Annotated in this window: 16 protein-coding genes; 8 read left to right on the forward strand and 8 right to left on the reverse strand. The window is 66.2% G+C overall.

From position 1 onward, the window contains the following. On the reverse strand, positions 1-249 hold the full coding sequence (locus EPO41_RS17350) for a DUF2282 domain-containing protein (protein WP_296327388.1): 249 nt from the start codon (positions 247-249) through the stop codon (positions 1-3). 102 nt (positions 250-351) lie between these two features. On the opposite strand from EPO41_RS17350, the gene EPO41_RS17355 reads away from it, so the two are divergent. After that, entirely contained in the window at positions 352-546 is a 195-nt protein-coding gene (locus tag EPO41_RS17355; protein WP_296327390.1) for a DUF3553 domain-containing protein, read from the forward strand. Here EPO41_RS17355 and mobA read toward each other — a convergent pair. After that, the gene (gene mobA, locus EPO41_RS17360; protein ID WP_296327392.1) at positions 509-1,156 is read right to left on the reverse strand and encodes a molybdenum cofactor guanylyltransferase; all 648 of its coding nucleotides are present in this window, start codon (positions 1,154-1,156) and stop codon (positions 509-511) included. The genes EPO41_RS17355 and mobA overlap by 38 nt on opposite strands. 80 nt (positions 1,157-1,236) lie before the next feature. On the opposite strand from mobA, the gene EPO41_RS17365 reads away from it, so the two are divergent. Continuing rightward, entirely contained in the window at positions 1,237-2,037 is an 801-nt protein-coding gene (locus EPO41_RS17365; protein ID WP_296327394.1) for a hypothetical protein, read from the forward strand. A 6-nt stretch (positions 2,038-2,043) separates the two neighbouring features. Here EPO41_RS17365 and pdeM read toward each other — a convergent pair whose 3' ends face one another. After that, on the reverse strand, positions 2,044-2,739 hold the full coding sequence (gene pdeM / locus EPO41_RS17370) for a ligase-associated DNA damage response endonuclease PdeM (RefSeq protein ID WP_296327397.1): 696 nt from the start codon (positions 2,737-2,739) through the stop codon (positions 2,044-2,046). A gap of 102 nt (positions 2,740-2,841) precedes the next feature. Between pdeM and EPO41_RS17375 the strand changes: the two genes are divergently transcribed. From EPO41_RS17375 to EPO41_RS17400, 6 genes are read left to right on the forward strand one after another with little or no spacing between them, the layout of a single operon-like run. Further along, complete coding sequence (locus tag EPO41_RS17375; RefSeq protein ID WP_296327400.1) at positions 2,842-3,633, forward strand: DUF1849 family protein; 792 nt, start codon at positions 2,842-2,844, stop codon at positions 3,631-3,633. 40 nt (positions 3,634-3,673) lie between these two features. Then, positions 3,674-5,083 carry a deoxyribodipyrimidine photo-lyase gene (locus EPO41_RS17380; protein WP_296327692.1) on the forward strand — a complete coding sequence of 470 codons (1,410 nt, stop codon included), beginning with the start codon at positions 3,674-3,676 and terminating at the stop codon, positions 5,081-5,083. 26 nt (positions 5,084-5,109) lie between these two features. After that, positions 5,110-6,471: an FAD-dependent oxidoreductase gene (locus EPO41_RS17385; protein WP_296327403.1), complete on the forward strand. Its 1,362-nt coding sequence runs from the start codon at positions 5,110-5,112 to the stop codon at positions 6,469-6,471. Next, positions 6,468-7,241 (forward strand): DUF1365 domain-containing protein, encoded by a 774-nt coding sequence (locus tag EPO41_RS17390; protein WP_296327406.1) that lies wholly within the window; start codon positions 6,468-6,470, stop codon positions 7,239-7,241. The genes EPO41_RS17385 and EPO41_RS17390 overlap by 4 nt, the downstream gene beginning before the upstream one ends. Before the next feature lie 16 nt (positions 7,242-7,257). Continuing rightward, positions 7,258-8,430 carry a cyclopropane-fatty-acyl-phospholipid synthase family protein gene (locus EPO41_RS17395; protein ID WP_296327410.1) on the forward strand — a complete coding sequence of 391 codons (1,173 nt, stop codon included), beginning with the start codon at positions 7,258-7,260 and terminating at the stop codon, positions 8,428-8,430. 59 nt (positions 8,431-8,489) lie between these two features. Beyond that, on the forward strand, positions 8,490-9,965 hold the full coding sequence (locus tag EPO41_RS17400; RefSeq protein ID WP_296327413.1) for an MFS transporter: 1,476 nt from the start codon (positions 8,490-8,492) through the stop codon (positions 9,963-9,965). Here the strand turns inward: EPO41_RS17400 and EPO41_RS17405 are convergent. From EPO41_RS17405 to EPO41_RS17425, 5 genes are read right to left on the reverse strand one after another with little or no spacing between them, the layout of a single operon-like run. Next, a complete protein-coding gene (locus EPO41_RS17405; protein ID WP_296327416.1) occupies positions 9,962-11,041 on the reverse strand; it encodes a DUF1501 domain-containing protein in 1,080 nt (359 codons plus the stop codon). The genes EPO41_RS17400 and EPO41_RS17405 overlap by 4 nt on opposite strands. A gap of 10 nt (positions 11,042-11,051) precedes the next feature. Next, complete coding sequence (locus EPO41_RS17410) at positions 11,052-12,602, reverse strand: DUF1800 domain-containing protein (RefSeq protein ID WP_296327419.1); 1,551 nt, start codon at positions 12,600-12,602, stop codon at positions 11,052-11,054. 10 nt (positions 12,603-12,612) lie between these two features. Beyond that, positions 12,613-13,161 (reverse strand): periplasmic heavy metal sensor, encoded by a 549-nt coding sequence (locus EPO41_RS17415; RefSeq protein WP_296327422.1) that lies wholly within the window; start codon positions 13,159-13,161, stop codon positions 12,613-12,615. A gap of 1 nt (position 13,162) precedes the next feature. After that, positions 13,163-13,714 (reverse strand): hypothetical protein, encoded by a 552-nt coding sequence (locus EPO41_RS17420; protein ID WP_296327425.1) that lies wholly within the window; start codon positions 13,712-13,714, stop codon positions 13,163-13,165. Positions 13,715-13,752: 38 nt separating this feature from the next. Then, the gene (locus EPO41_RS17425) at positions 13,753-14,310 is read right to left on the reverse strand and encodes a sigma-70 family RNA polymerase sigma factor (protein ID WP_296327427.1); all 558 of its coding nucleotides are present in this window, start codon (positions 14,308-14,310) and stop codon (positions 13,753-13,755) included. Positions 14,311-14,362 lie beyond the last annotated feature (52 nt).

The following is a 14,362-nucleotide window of genomic DNA, read 5'->3' on the forward strand; positions in this document are numbered from 1 at the left end:
TCAGCTCGGCGTGAGCTTGCCGTTCACGATCTTCTCGCAGGCGCCCTTGGGCACCGACACCCAGGCGTCGGCCTGCGCATCCTTCTTCGATGTGCCGGCGCACGACGACTTCGCCGTCTGGCAGTCGTTCTTACCGGCCTTCGCGATGCCGTAACATTTTTCCATGTTGCCCTGCGCCTGGCTGGTGGCCGCCGGCAGCACGAGCGCGGCGGCGAGAGCCGAGGCGATGGCGACGCGGGTGGTGTTCATTGTGTCCTCCATGACATGATGAAACCCAGTCTATACTGCCGATTGCGGCAGCAGGGCGTCAGACACCCGATAGCGTACCTCCAGCGGCGGAGTAACGGAAACTTGTTCGACAAGCCCGGTAACGGATTGCTGAGCCCCGGCGACTTCGTGCGTCATCCCGGCCGACCGGACTGGGGTCTGGGCCAGATCCAGTCGATGATCGACCATCGCATCACCGTGAATTTCGAGAATGCAGGCAAGGTCGTCATCGACGGCAACGTCATCGAACTCGCTCCAGACGACGCATCGCCTCGCTGAGCTCCGCCGGCGTGTTGACGTTCAGAAAGGGCTCGGCGTCACCCGGCCACACGAATTCCTCGAAAACATAGCGCAGGGCGAAGGTCTCGACCCGCCGCATCCCCTCCTCGAGGATGGCGCGCCGGAGATCGGCGGCCAGCTTCACCGACCAGATGGCGAGTGTGTGCTCGCGCCGCTTGCCGTGACGCACCATCAGGACATCGGGCTCGGGAACATGCATCAGTCCGCACAGCCGGACAGTGAGATCGAGCGGCAGGAACGGCACGTCGGCCGGCGCCGTCAGGATCCAGCCGCAATGGGGATGATGCTCCAGCGCCCATTCCATCCCGGCCAGGATGCCGGCCAGGGGCCCGAGCCGCCGTCCCTCGCGCCGGGCCATCTCCTGGACATCGAGCGGATCGGCGATCACCGGTACACCGAGTGAGCGAAATTCCGGCGCCGGATCGTTGGCGACGATCACGAGGTCCATGACCTGCGGTCGCAGCCGGTCCACGACGTGTGCCACCATGGGCCGGCCCGCGAGCAGGCGCAGTGGCTTCAGCGCGCCCGGTCCCATGCGTCGCCCCTCGCCGCCGGCAAGCACGACGCCCACGACAGCACCGCTGCGCACGGGCCCGAAATTTTGCAACGCTTTCGCCACCATGGTGGCACTATGCGACGACGAAGAAATCAAGCAAGGGGGAGTCTCCAATGACGTTCAGCATCGCCAGGGCTGCCACGTGGCTGCATCAGGTCGACAAGGCGCGCGCCGTGGTCGGATGGTGGCCGGAACGGTTCGCGACGGACGACGAGCGCCTCGCCTACAAGGTCCAGGACGCTTTCCTCAAGAAGCAGGTCGTCAAGCAGGGCCCGCTGGTCGGCTACAAGATCGCGCTGACCTCGCCGCAGATCCTGGCGCAGACCGGGCTGAAGGGGCCCGCCTACGGGCCAATCCGCAAGAAGCGCGTGTTCGAGCACAAGGCGACGGTCCGCGCCGATCGCTGGACGCGACTGGGCGCCGAACTCGAAATCATCCTGATCGTGAATGCGGACGTGCCGGCACCGAAGGGAAAGCCCTACGACAGGGACTCGATTGCCCAATATGTCGGCGAGGCGCGCGCCGGTTTCGAGCTGATCGAGGATCGCGGCGCCGACTACAGCCGCCTTGCCGTCAATCCGCTGATCATGGATGCCGGCTGGAACGGCGGCTCGCTGCTGGCGAAGCCCAACAAGGACTGGGCGAAGCTCGATCTCGGCAACCTGCACGGTTCGGTTTCCTTCGACGGCAAGGTCGTGCGCGAGGGCCACTCGGGCGACGTGCTGGGTCACTGCTACAATGCGCTGGCGTGGCTTGCGAACAAGCTTGGCGACCACGGCAAGCGCCTGAAGAAGGGCATGATCGTCTCGTCGGGCAGCATGGTCGCCTGCCAGTTCGTGCCGCCGGGCAGTACCGCCACCGGCAGGATCGAGGGCCTGGGCGAGGTGACGCTGAGGTACGAGCTGCCGAAGTAGAACCGGCTATCTGAAGGTCGCGTCGGGCCGGAGCTGCCGCCACGACAGGCGGCGCACCGCGTCTTTCCCGACGACGAGCGCGTCGTAGTCGTCGGGAAAGAGCTGCGCGATCGCCGGGTCGAGCGCGTTGAGCCCGCCGGCATAGGCGCCGAAAGCCGGGAGGATGAGACGCCTCCCGTCGGTGAGGAAGCAACGCCGCCGCAACCCGCGGCCCCGCACCGTGAGCGCGGCCACGGGATGGTAGTGCCCCGAGACCTCGCCGTCGGCCGGTCCGAACAGCGCCTCGTGCCGGAACACCAGCGGTCCCGCCTTGATCTCCTCCGCGACCTCCCCCCAGCCGGAAGGAGGCGGCGTGGGATCGTGATTGCCGGCGATCCATACGAAGCGCGTCCGCGACGCCAGCCGCTCGATCTCCCTCCGCTCCTCATCCGGTATGCGCTCGATGGCCGCGCGATCATGGAACGAGTCGCCCAGGCAAACGACCGTGCGCGGTTGCACGGCATCGATCAGCGCGGCCAGCGCCCCCAGGGTCTGACGCGTGTCGTAGCGCGGCAGCAACTTGCGAGCGTTGACGGCATAGGACGAGCCCTTCTCCAGATGGAGATCGGCCACCGCCAGCAGCCGTTCGGCCGGCCAGTGCAAGGCGCCCATCGGCAGCGCCTCGAGCGGCTCTCCCGCGCAGATGAACTCAAGCCGGTTCATGATCCCTTGCGATCGAAACCCCGCCGGAATCCTGCCACGATCCCTCGCCATTCCATGCGAAGCACGATTGACCCGATACTGGCCTCTGCGCAAGGTGGCGTGATGCATCGTCTTGTGTGTTTCGTCCTCGTGGCATTCCTCGGCGGACCGCAGCTGGCCTTCGCGCAGATGCAGCCGCATCGTGCAGAGTACGTGCTGCGACTGGGGGCCGCCGCCAATGCGCCGCGCATCGGCACCGCGATCCACGATCTTTCGCAGGATTGCGCAGGCTGGCACCTCAAGCGCGACATCACGTCCGAGATCGCGCTGACCGCGTCCTGGAAGATGAGCCTGTCCTCCAAACTGGACGCCGAGGAACCCCGCAGCGGCAACAGCCTGCGGTACCAGACCACGCAGGTTCAGAACGGCAACAAGCGCGAAACCAAGGGTCGCGTCCAGCGCGCGCACGGCGAACTGCGCGCCGAAATCGCGACCGCAGGCGCCCAGCCCTCCCAGTTCTTTCTGCCCTTCGCCACGCTGATGCCGGTGGCGGCGATCGATCACCTCACCGAAAGGCTGCGCGCCAATGCCGCCTCGTTTCCGGCCCTGATGTTCGATCCCGAAGTGATGGGGGACGGGTTCCTGATCGACGTGACGCAACTGGACGACGGCCGTCTGCGGGCGTCCCGGCCGACGGACAAGCCCGTCGCCACGCCGAAGGGCAAGTCCTGGCCAGTGTCCATGAGCTTCACCCGCGGTCGCGACCAGGCCCAGCGCCCGCTCTTCTCTGTGACGGCTCAGGTCTTCGAGAATGGCGTCCTCGACCGTCTGACCGTCGATACCGGCATGATCACCGTCACCGCGGATCTCCAGAGCCTGGAGATGCGGCCGGCCCCCAACTGCCCCCGGTCCTGACCTAGTCGCGGCCGGTCATCCGTTCGTTCGGCATGTGCGTATGTCGCACATGTCGGTTTCGATCGTCTGGTTCCGTCGCGACCTTCGCCTATCGGACAATCCCGCGCTTATCAAGGCGCTGGAGGCGGGCCATGCCGTCGTGCCGGTCTTCGTCCTGGACGGAGAAACCGACGGTGTCAGGCCGCCCGGCGCCGCTTCGCGATGGTGGCTGCACCACAGCCTCCTCGCCCTCGACGCGTCGCTGCACCGTCTGGGATCTCGGCTGATCCTGCGCCGGGGGCCTGCGGAGAAGGTGATTGGGGAACTCGCGGCCGATTGCGGGGCCGCGTCGGTCTTCTGGAACCGGGTCTACGACCGGGGCTCCCGCGATCGTGATGCACGTCTGAAACAGGCGCTGTCCGAACGGGGGGTCGCGGTCGAGAGCTTCAAGGCCAACCTGCTCTTCGAGCCCTGGGAGGTGACGACGCGGAGCGGCGACGCGTTCAAGGTGTTCACACCCTTCTGGCGCGCCTGCCGCGCGATGCCGTCACCTTCCGCCCCGCTGCCCTCCCCGAAGAGCCTGCCCGCGCCAAAGTCGTGGCCGGCCAGCGAACCGCTCGCCTCATGGCGCCTGCTGCCCACCGCGCCCGATTGGGCCGGCGGAATTCGCGCCGCCTGGACCCCGGGTGAGAACGGCGCCAGGCAGCGTCTCACGAATTTCCTCGACGAGGCTTTCGAGGACTATCGCGAGGCGCGTGACCGTCCGGCGGTGGAGGGGACGTCCCGCCTGTCTCCCCATCTAGCTTTCGGCGAGGTTTCGCCTCGTCAGGTCTGGCAGGCCGTGATGACCCGGGGCGCCTCGGCCGCGACCGAGAAGTTTCTGTCGGAAGTCGGCTGGCGCGAGTTCGCCTACCACCTGATCTTCCACAACGGCGATCTGGCGGAGCGAAACTTCCGGCGCGAGTTCGATGCGTTCCCCTGGGCCGATCCGGGAACTGCACTCGGCGTTTGGCAACGCGGCCGGACGGGCTATCCCGTCGTCGATGCCGGGATGCGCGAGCTCTGGACGACCGGCTGGATGCACAACCGCGTGCGCATGATCACGGCATCCTTCCTGACCAAGGATCTGCTGATCGACTGGCGCCGGGGCGAACGCTGGTTCTGGGACACGCTGGTCGACGCCGATCCCGCCAACAATGCGACGGGCTGGCAGTGGGTCGCCGGCTGCGGCGCCGATGCCGCTCCCTACTTTCGTGTCTTCAACCCTGTTCTCCAGGGCGAGAAGTTCGATCCGAACGGCGACTACGTCCGCCACTGGATTCCCGAACTCGCGCACCTGCCCAACTACGCGATCCATCGTCCGTGGACAGCCGCGGTCCCGGCAGATGTCTATCCGGCACGAATCGTCGACCACGGCGCCGCCCGGGACCGGGCGCTGGCCGCCTTCCAAACCATAAAAAAATCTGCGTAGAAGCCATCCAGGGGAGCCTTCGAAAAATGAAAATCGCCGTCATCGGCGCCGGCGTGTCCGGTCTCGGAGCCGCCTGGCTTCTCAGCCGCCGCCACGACGTGGTCGTCTACGAGCGCGAGAACCGCTTCGGCGGCCACTCCTGTACGGTCGAAGCACCGACGAAACAGGGCCGCCAGCCGGTCGATGTCGGCTTCATCGTCTTCAACGAGCGCAACTATCCCAACCTCGTCGCGCTCTTCGACCATCTCGGCGTGCCGACCGAACCGTCGGACATGTCGTTCGCCGTCAGTCTGGACGAGGGCGGGTTCGAGTATGCCAGCTCCTTCGCCGGCTACTTCGCCCAGCGCGGCAACCTCGCCCGCCCCTCCTTCCTGCGCATGACGCACGACATCCTGCGCTTCAACCGTATGGCGCCGCAGCTCCTCGACAAGGCGGAAGACCTAGACTTCACGATCGGGAACTTCATCGACCAGAGCGGCTTCGGCGACGCCTTCCGCGACCGCTATCTCGTGCCGATGGCAGCCTGCATCTGGTCGACGCCGCCCGGACGCATGCTCGACTATCCGGCACAGACGTTCGCTCGCTTCTTCAACAATCACGGTCTCCTGACGATCGGTCCGCAATTGCAGTGGCGCACGGTGAGCGGCGGCAGCCGCTCCTATGTCGAGCGGATCGTGGCACCGCTGCGTGCGCGGGCGCGACTGGCGACGCCGGCCAGCGCCGTGCGGCGTACAGCCGGTGGGGTGGACGTGCGTGACGCAGGAGGCCAATGGGATCACTTCGATCGGCTCGTGATGGCTTGCCATGCCGACCAGGCACTTTCCCTGCTCACCGACGCCGATCAGACGGAACGCGACCTGCTGGGCCGCTTCGCCTATTCTTCGAACGAGGTGTGGCTGCACGGTGACGAGAGCCTGATGCCGAAGCGCCGCAACGTCTGGGCGAGCTGGAACTACGTTGCCGACAGCCGCAGTCGCGACAGCCATGTGAGCGTCACCTACTGGATGAACCGCCTGCAAAATCTCCCCGATGGCACGCCGCTCTTCGTGTCGGTGAATCCCGGCCGCGCGCCCACGGCGGCCTACTCGCGCTTCTCCTTCGAGCATCCGATGTACGACGCCGCAGCCATCCGCGCCCAGCGCGAACTGCATCGCATCCAGGGCGTCCGCGGCACCTATTTCTGCGGCAGCTATTGCGGCTACGGCTTCCACGAGGATGCGCTCTCGGCCGGCCTCGATGTTGCCGAGCAGCTCGGCGTCCACCGGCCCTGGGTCCGCCCCGACGAACATCGCCGGATCGGCGACCCACCGAGGGTCGTGGCCGACCGGCCCGTCCTCCCACCGCTGCCGCTTCCCGTCGCGGCGCGGGTCGCACCGGAAGCGACGTGAGCGGCGCGTCTCCTCATTCGATCGTCGACGCCACCGTCGTCCACCGGCGACTGAGGCCGCGCGAGAACGCGTTTCGCTACAAGGTAGGCTATCTCTGTCTCGACCTTGATTCGCTGGAGGGCGCCGCCGGCCGCTGGCTGAAGCTCGACCGCCGCGGCCTCGTCTCCTTCCGGCGGGCCGATCATGGGACCCGCGACGGTTCGGACCTCAAGGTCTGGCTGCAGGACATCCTGCAGCAGCAAGGCGTGGCGGACGTCTGCGACGGCGAGGTCGTGCTGATGACCATGCCGCGCATGCTGGGCTACGTGTTCAATCCGGTGAGCTTCTGGTTCTGCCGCGATCGCACCGGAACCCTCCGGGCCGTCCTCTGCGAGGTCAACAACACCTTCGGCGAAGGCCATTGCTATTTGGTCTACCACGACGACCGGACGCCGATCGAGCCCGACCAGTGGCTGGAAGGCCGCAAGGTCTTCCACGTCTCGCCGTTCCTTCCGATCGAGGGCGGCTATCGCTTCCGCTTTCGCCTCGACGACGAGCGCGCGCATGTCGACGTGAATTTCCATGATGCCCGGGGACTGATGCTCGCCACCTCCGTGGGCGGCCGGCGCGAACCGCTGGACGACCGCGGCATATTGCGACGCTTCCTCGCAAACCCGACCATGACGCTGGCCGTCATGGTCCGGATCCATTGGCAGGCCTTGCATCTGTGGCGGAAGCGGGCGAGATTTTACACCAAGCCAGCACCGCCGTCGGAGCTCGTGACCCGCTGACTTCACTTCGGACCGCATGCCTCTCGCCGCCCGGTTTGTCCTGAAAGCCCTGGAACGTCTGTCCGTCGGTCGCCTGACCGTGCGACTTCCCGACGGCAACGTGCGTGTCTTCGGCACGGGCGACGGCCCTCCGCACGCCGAGATCGATGTCCGGGACTGGCGCTTCTTCCGGAAAGTCCTCCTCGATGGCGACATGGGCTTCGCGGAGGCCTACATGGAAGGCTTCTGCGAGTCGCCCGACCTGCCGAGCCTGATCAGCCTGTTGCTCGCCAACGAGAAGATGCTCGGCAAGATCACCCGGACGAATTTCTTTCACGGGCTGTTGCTGAAGTTCCTGCATCGGCGCCACGAGAACACCCGCGAGGGATCCAAGAAGAACATCCATGCCCACTACGACCTGGGCAACGAGTTCTATGGCCTGTGGCTCGATCCCTCGATGACCTATTCCTCCGCCCTGTACGAAGGCGAGGCGGAGAAGCCGCTGGAGGCCGCCCAGATCGCCAAGTATGAGCGCATCCTGTCGCAGCTCGGTGCCCGCCAGGGCGATAGCATCCTGGAGATCGGCTGCGGCTGGGGCGGATTCGCCGAAGTCGCCGCCCGACGCGGCATGCGGGTGACGGGCGTCACCATCTCCAGGGAGCAACTCGACTATGCCCGCGCCCGGCTGCAGCGGGCCGGACTGGCCGACAGCGTCGACCTCCAGTTCCGCGACTATCGCGACATCGAGGGCCGCTACGACCATATCGTGTCGATCGAGATGATCGAGGCCGTCGGCGAACGCTATTGGCCCGACTATTTTGCGACGCTGAAGCGCCATGTGGTGCCCGGCGGATCGGCCATCGTGCAGGCCATCGTGATCGCCGACGATTTCTTCGAGCGCTACCGCAGGCACCCCGATTTCATCCAGACCTACGTCTTCCCGGGCGGCATGCTCCTGTCTCCCTCCAGCCTGCGCGAACAGTGCAGGCAGGCGGGTCTCAAGGTGGCAGAACTCTACAGTTTCGGACTGGACTATGCGCGGACCCTGGAAACCTGGCTCGGCCGCTTCGACCGGGTGGCCGACCAGGTCGGCCGCATGGGCTTCGACGAGCGTTTCCGCCGCATGTGGCGGTATTACCTCGCCTATTGTGCCGCAGGCTTTTCGACGCGCCGCACGGACGTTTTGCAGGCACACTTCAGGCATATATAACTGTCGGCAATCAAGAGGCCGCCAGTCAAAGGTGAGCCGAACAGGAAGGCAAAACACGCGTGCATGCGCCCCAGTCCGGCCTCGGCTCGACGACGTCCATAAGGCTGCGTTTCGACCGTCTCGTCGCCTACTCCACCAATCAGCTGCCGCTCAACATGGCGGCCCTGCCGGTGGTGCTGAACGTCAGCCACTTCTATGGCGAGGTCCTGAAGGTGCCGCTCGGCATCATGGGCCTGATCTTCATCACGACACGCGTCATCGATGCGGTGCAGGATCCGGTCATCGGCCTGGTCAGCGACAAGTTCACCCATCGCGGCCCGCGCGGACGGCTCACCTTCGTGGCCCTGATGCTGCCGCTGCTGATCGGCGGCTTCTACATGCTGTTCCACCCGCCGCAGTCCCTGTTCATCCAGCCCGGCCTGCTGGCGACCTGGTTGTTCGTAGCCCTGTTCGTCGTTCACCTCGGTTATGCCGGCGTGTCGATAAGCTATCACGCCCACGGCGCCGAACTGACCGACGACTACAACGAACGAACGAGGGTTACGGTCGGCCGCGAGGTCTTCGGCTTGATCGGCATGACCCTGGCAGTCGTTCTCCCCACCTATTTCACGGCCCAGTTGGGTGAGCACGCCGGCTACGTCTACATGGGGCTGATCTTCATCCCCATCGCCGTCCTGTTCTCGCTTCCCACCCTGCTCTGGTCGCCGCCCTCGGTGCATCCGCCTGTCGTGCGCGAGAACCCTGAGATCCATGTCCGCTATTTCCGCGACTGGCTGATTGGCCTGATGCCATCGCTTGCCCGGCCGACCCGGAACATGGACCGAAGCGTCACGATCAAGACCCTCATCCCGTTCTTCGCGCCACTGAAGAACCGGCTCTTCCGTCGCCTGCTGCTGGTGTTCATCGTGAACGGGGCGGCACTGGGTGTCGCGGTCTCCGTGATGCTCTTCTACGTCGAGCATGTGCTGAAGGGGAACAAGCTGCAGGCTGGCATCATCCTGTTGGTATATTTCGGTGCCGCCGCCGTCAGCGTACCGCTCTGGATGCTGCTGTCACGCCGCTTCAGCAAGACCGCCGCCTGGTTCATTGCGATGGTCCTGACGGCCGCAGCGATGTCTTTGGGTATCTTCCTCGGCGCCGGCGACTTCGTCTGGTTCATGCCCATCGCCGTCATCACCGGCCTCGGCATCGGCGCCGACTACGGCCTGCCGCCGTCGATCCTGGCCGACATCATCAACTCCGACGAGGGCAAGGATACGAAGGGCGACACCGGCGCGTATTTCGGCCTTTGGGCACTGTCGACCAAGTTGGCGACGGCGATCGGCGCGGCGGGCTCGCTGCCGGTGGCGGCCCTGCTGGGGTTCAATCCGTCCCAAGGACTGTACAGCGGGACGGCGTTGATCATCGTCTATATCGTCGTTCCGGTGGTCATCAAGATCATCGCCGCGCTGCTCATCTGGTACATTCGTATCGAGGCCGACCGCGGTTCGGTGCGCGACGAGATCCTGGGACGGCCCGGCGTCAGGCTTCACTAAATCAGGAAACCCAGCCTCTGCGGCTGACGCAGCCCGAAATCGCACGACTGGCCCCAGCAGCCCTGGGCCAGCGTGGCGAAGACGCTGCGGAAGTCGACCGTGTGTCTCAGGTCCCCGTCCGAAAGATCGGACAGCGGCGGATAGACGCCGTAGAGACCGCCCTTCACTGCGCCGCCCATGACGAATTGCGGGGCTGACGTGCCGTGGTCGGTGCCGCCGCTGGCGTTCTGCTTGGCACGCCGGCCGAACTCCGAATAGGTCACCACCACCACGTCCTTCCAGAGGTCGGCGGCGATCAGGTTCCGGCGCAGGGTCGCGAGGTTGGACGCCAGGGATGCCAGCAGGCGCTCATGCGTGGGCGTCTGGTTCGCGTGGGTGTCGAAGCCGCCCAGCGCTACCTTGATCGCTACTACCGGAACCTTGGCGGAGAGGACTCGCGTCGCAAGATCGAGCTGGCGGCCCAGGAGAAGCTCCTGCGGATAGGCCTCGGTCGGCGTCGGCGCGTTGCGCAGCCGGTCGCGCAGGCCGGCTGCCGCGGCGTTGATCTCCTGCCGCACTGCCAGCAAGTGACGTAACGCCGGATTGCCACCATCGGCCATCGCCGCTGCCGCGCCGATGGCATTGGCCTGGCGCAGGAAGTTCTCGGCATCCTGCATGACGATGGTGCGCAGCGACGGGCCGGTCGCAGGCAGCGCATTGGTATCGGCCACGATACAGTCGACGCCGACGCCCTTGGCCAGGCTGGCGCCGTTGAAGGCTTGGGCAACCCAGCCTTCGCTCAGCGTCTGGGACGCGGCGGAGGCGGTGTCCCAGATCTCGATCGAGCGGAAATGCGAGCGGTTGGGATAGGGATAGCCGACGCCCTGCACGATCGCCAAGTCGCCTGCCTTCCAGGACTCCATCAGCGGCGCGAGTTTTTCGTGCAAGCCGACCTTTTCGTCGAGCTGCACGACCCTCTCGCGGGGCACGCCGATGCCGGCACGCAGTTCACGGTATCTGGGATCGGCATAGGGAACGAGCGTGTTGAGCCCATCGTTGCCGCCCTTCAGTTCGACCAGCAGGAGGATACGGCCCATCGCCCTTTCCTCACTTCAACTGGTAGGTCGTATCGAGCAGCGCCGACGCCACGACGGCGCCCGCCGTATGGTTGGCGTCCACCCCGTCGATCGGTTGGTGCGGCAGTAGCGTGCGCAGCAGCATGGCACTGTCGACACCGGCCAGGGTCGAGCCAAGGCGCACCTCGTTGCCGGCATTGCGCAGGCTGCGGCCTTCGACCGGGCGCGCCGGTTCCATCATCGGCATGGTTTCCGCAGCCGGAAGCTGCTCGCGGCGGTCGGCCCTGCGGTTGGGCCTGTCGGCCATCCGCATGCCGCCATCCATCGGCGCCACGGTGGTCGCCTCGATCATGCGCCGCAGGAACTGCTGACGCAGCAGCAGCGTGTAGGTGGAGATCCAGCTTTCGCCGCCGGCCCAGCCCTTCACGTTCGGCGGATCGAACGGCACCTGCCCCAGTCCCTGCAGCATGCGGACCAGCCCGGTCTTCTCCGGCACCGGCAGACCGAGCACATGGACGGTCCCGACAATCAGGTCGACCGGCGACTTGATCAGCGCGCCACGATTCACGGGGTCGCGAAAGGCAGCGGACAGGAAGAGCGCCCGCATCAGCGGCTTGATCTCGTAGCCGCCCCGGCGGAACCCGGCCGCCAGGCGCGTCACTTCGGCGGGATCGGGTTTCAGCGACACGAACTCGCGCCACAGCTTCTCGACGATCATCTCGGCCGTGCGCGGATGGGCGAGCAGGATCGTCAGGATCTCGTCGCCCCCGAAGCGGCCGGACTTGCCGAGGAAGGTCTTCTGGCCATCGTCGTGCCGGCCGGGATGCTCGACGAACCGCCCGGACTCGCGGTCGACGCTCCAGCCGGTGAAGGCGCGTGCTGCTGCCTTGATGTCGGCTTCGCCGTACTGCCCCTCGCCCAGGGTGAAAAGCTCGAGCAGCTCACGGGCGAAATTCTCATTCGGCTGGCGTGCCACCGATTCCCTGCCGTCGAGATAGACGAGCATCGCCGGATCGCGCGCGACGGCCCGCAGCAGGGTCGCGTAGTTGCCCAGCGCCTCCCGCCGGAACAGGGCGTTCTGGCGAAACAGCGACGACGGATAGCGCACTTTGATCAGCGAGGAGGTGAAGTGGCCGTGCCAGAACAGGGTCATGCGCTCGACCAGCGGCTGGTCGGTCGTGATCATCTCCTCGACCCACCAGTTCCTGAGCTCGCGGCCCTGCTCGCGGACCGGCAGCATGATTTCCAGCTTCTTGCCGTCGAGGCCCTGCTTGCGCTGCGCTTCGGCGGTCTTCTGACGGTGCTGCAGTTCGGCCGGGCCCATGCCGAGCCAGTCGGGCGCAGGCGTCATCGCCTCTCGCCGGGGATCGGCCAGCAGGCGGTCGACGGCCACCGCATAGTCGACCGCTTCGAGCGAACGGATCTCCGCCGGCGTCACACCGAACGAGGTGCGCGACAGGAGATGCCGCGCGTCATCGAAACCCATCGCCGATGCCGCATGAGCCGGCGGCACGGACCAAAGACCGGCGGACAGCGCAGCGGCGCCTCCCACGAAACTGCGACGACCAAGGCGTGTGCTCACGACAGGCCTCCTATTGCGGCGGGCGCGGCGGCGGACCTCCAGCCGGCGGACGAGGTGGCGGCGGCAGTGGCGAAGCAACCCGGTCTACGAGGAGCTTCTGCAGGCGTTCGCGCTGATCGGGCCGAAGACTCGGCTCAAGCTGAATCAGCGTATGCAGTGTCTCCTTCTGCTGCTCGGCGCGCAACCCACTGACCTGATCGATCAGCGCGTCGATCTTCGCCATGTCGGGCGGCGTCCGGGAAATTTCCGTGCCTGTCTGCTCGCGCAGACGCGCAATCGCCTGCAGGCGTTCGCGTCGCTCCTTCGCATACTGATCGAACAGATCCTGCATGACCTTGCGCTGGTCGGCATCGAGATCGAGATCGCGCGTAACCATCTCGACGGGATTGAGGCGCGGACCGCCCGGCTGTCCCGGCGGACCGGGGGTTCCGCGCGGCGGCGGCATCCGGTGCATCTCGAACGGCGGGGCGATCCAGCTGCGGTAGACGAAGCCCGCCAGGACGAACGTGTTCAACAGCAGCGAGAGGCCGAGCAGGATCTGGATCAGGCGCGAGGTCATGTCAGAGGCCGTCGCCGGCGAAGAACTCGCTGACCTCATTCGAGGTCGTCGTTGTCGTGCTCGCGGTCTCGGTGGCCGAATAGCCCTCGCGTTGCTGGGCAAGCGATTCGCCCAACCCGCCGCCGACCATGAATCCCCCGGTCGCGATCACCAGGGCGGCGGCCGCCATCACTCCCTGCTGAAGCGCATGGCCTGGACCGGCGAAGAGGCCCCGGCCGGAGAACCATCTCCCGAACAGGCCGCCGCTGGCCCCTCCACGCTCCGTCTCGAATCCCACCAACGCGCGAGCCCGCACGACCATCCGCTCCGGCGCGGCCGGCAGGGTCTTGCCCAGGATATCGGCAAGATCGAGAGCTGCACGCCGCAGCGCCGGGTCCGCCGCCACGGCCGCCTCGATCGGCCCGGCTGCCTCCTCGGTCAAACGGCCTTCGAGCCAGGCGGCGAGGTCCATTTCGCCAACAGCGGCGGGGGCGGAGACAGGCGCAACGGAGGGCTGGCTGGCGAGGCTCCGCCACAGCTCCTTGTCGCTCCTTGGGGTCCGCTGGGTGTTCATAGGTCGCTCCTGCTCACACTACGCCAAAACATCGCGATTCATCCCCCACCGCCGCTTTCTTCTTCCCGGAAATGCGCACGCAGCCTCTGCAAGGCCTTGTGATGGGTGCTTCGGATGGTTTGCGCATCGACGGACAGCAGCCGTGCAACTTCAAGGACGTCGCGCTCCTCGTCGTAGAGGTATTTCAGGATCAGGACCTGCCGGGCCGTCAGGAGACCGTCGGGGATCCGGAGTTTCTCCACATGGCGATCCTCGATACCCAGAAAGGCCTCCGGCACGTCATCGATGGGCTCGGTGGCCTGACGCCGGCGCCGCAGATGGTCGATGGCGCAGGATCGCGAGACGACGGACAGCCAGGTCGGCAGGCCGGCGCGGGCCGGATCATAGGTTTTCAACAGCCTGAAATCCTGGGCGCACAGCCGCACGAAGACGTCCTGGGCGGCATCCAGGACGTCGTCCTCGCTCAGCCGGTAGGGCGCGAGGGTCCGGCGTACGACGGCATTGATCAACGGTGCCGCCGCAACGACGAACGCATCCCATGTGCGTTTGTCGCCTCTGTTGAGTGCCCGCAGATCGATCTGGTTCAGTTCAGCCACGCCACGATCTTTCTGCCGGTCCGCCCTGCAGTTTAACAGGCTTTGTGGCCAA

The organism is Reyranella sp. (assembly GCF_004297265.1).
Classification (GTDB): domain Bacteria; phylum Pseudomonadota; class Alphaproteobacteria; order Reyranellales; family Reyranellaceae; genus Reyranella.

Bases quoted from the DNA above. Each gene is read 5' to 3' on its own strand.
- EPO41_RS17405 (WP_296327416.1), bottom strand. From the start codon at position 11,041: ATGGGCCGTATCCTCCTGCTGGTCGAACTGAAGGGCGGCAACGATGGG.
- EPO41_RS17415 (WP_296327422.1), bottom strand. From the start codon at position 13,161: ATGACCTCGCGCCTGATCCAGATCCTGCTCGGCCTCTCGCTGCTGTTG.
- EPO41_RS17420 (WP_296327425.1), bottom strand. From the start codon at position 13,714: ATGAACACCCAGCGGACCCCAAGGAGCGACAAGGAGCTGTGGCGGAGC.
- pdeM (WP_296327397.1), bottom strand. From the start codon at position 2,739: ATGAACCGGCTTGAGTTCATCTGCGCGGGAGAGCCGCTCGAGGCGCTG.
- EPO41_RS17350 (WP_296327388.1), bottom strand. From the start codon at position 249: ATGAACACCACCCGCGTCGCCATCGCCTCGGCTCTCGCCGCCGCGCTC.
- EPO41_RS17380 (WP_296327692.1), top strand. From the start codon at position 3,674: ATGTCGCACATGTCGGTTTCGATCGTCTGGTTCCGTCGCGACCTTCGC.
- EPO41_RS17365 (WP_296327394.1), top strand. From the start codon at position 1,237: ATGACGTTCAGCATCGCCAGGGCTGCCACGTGGCTGCATCAGGTCGAC.
- EPO41_RS17385 (WP_296327403.1), top strand. From the start codon at position 5,110: ATGAAAATCGCCGTCATCGGCGCCGGCGTGTCCGGTCTCGGAGCCGCC.
- EPO41_RS17395 (WP_296327410.1), top strand. From the start codon at position 7,258: ATGCCTCTCGCCGCCCGGTTTGTCCTGAAAGCCCTGGAACGTCTGTCC.
- EPO41_RS17375 (WP_296327400.1), top strand. From the start codon at position 2,842: ATGCATCGTCTTGTGTGTTTCGTCCTCGTGGCATTCCTCGGCGGACCG.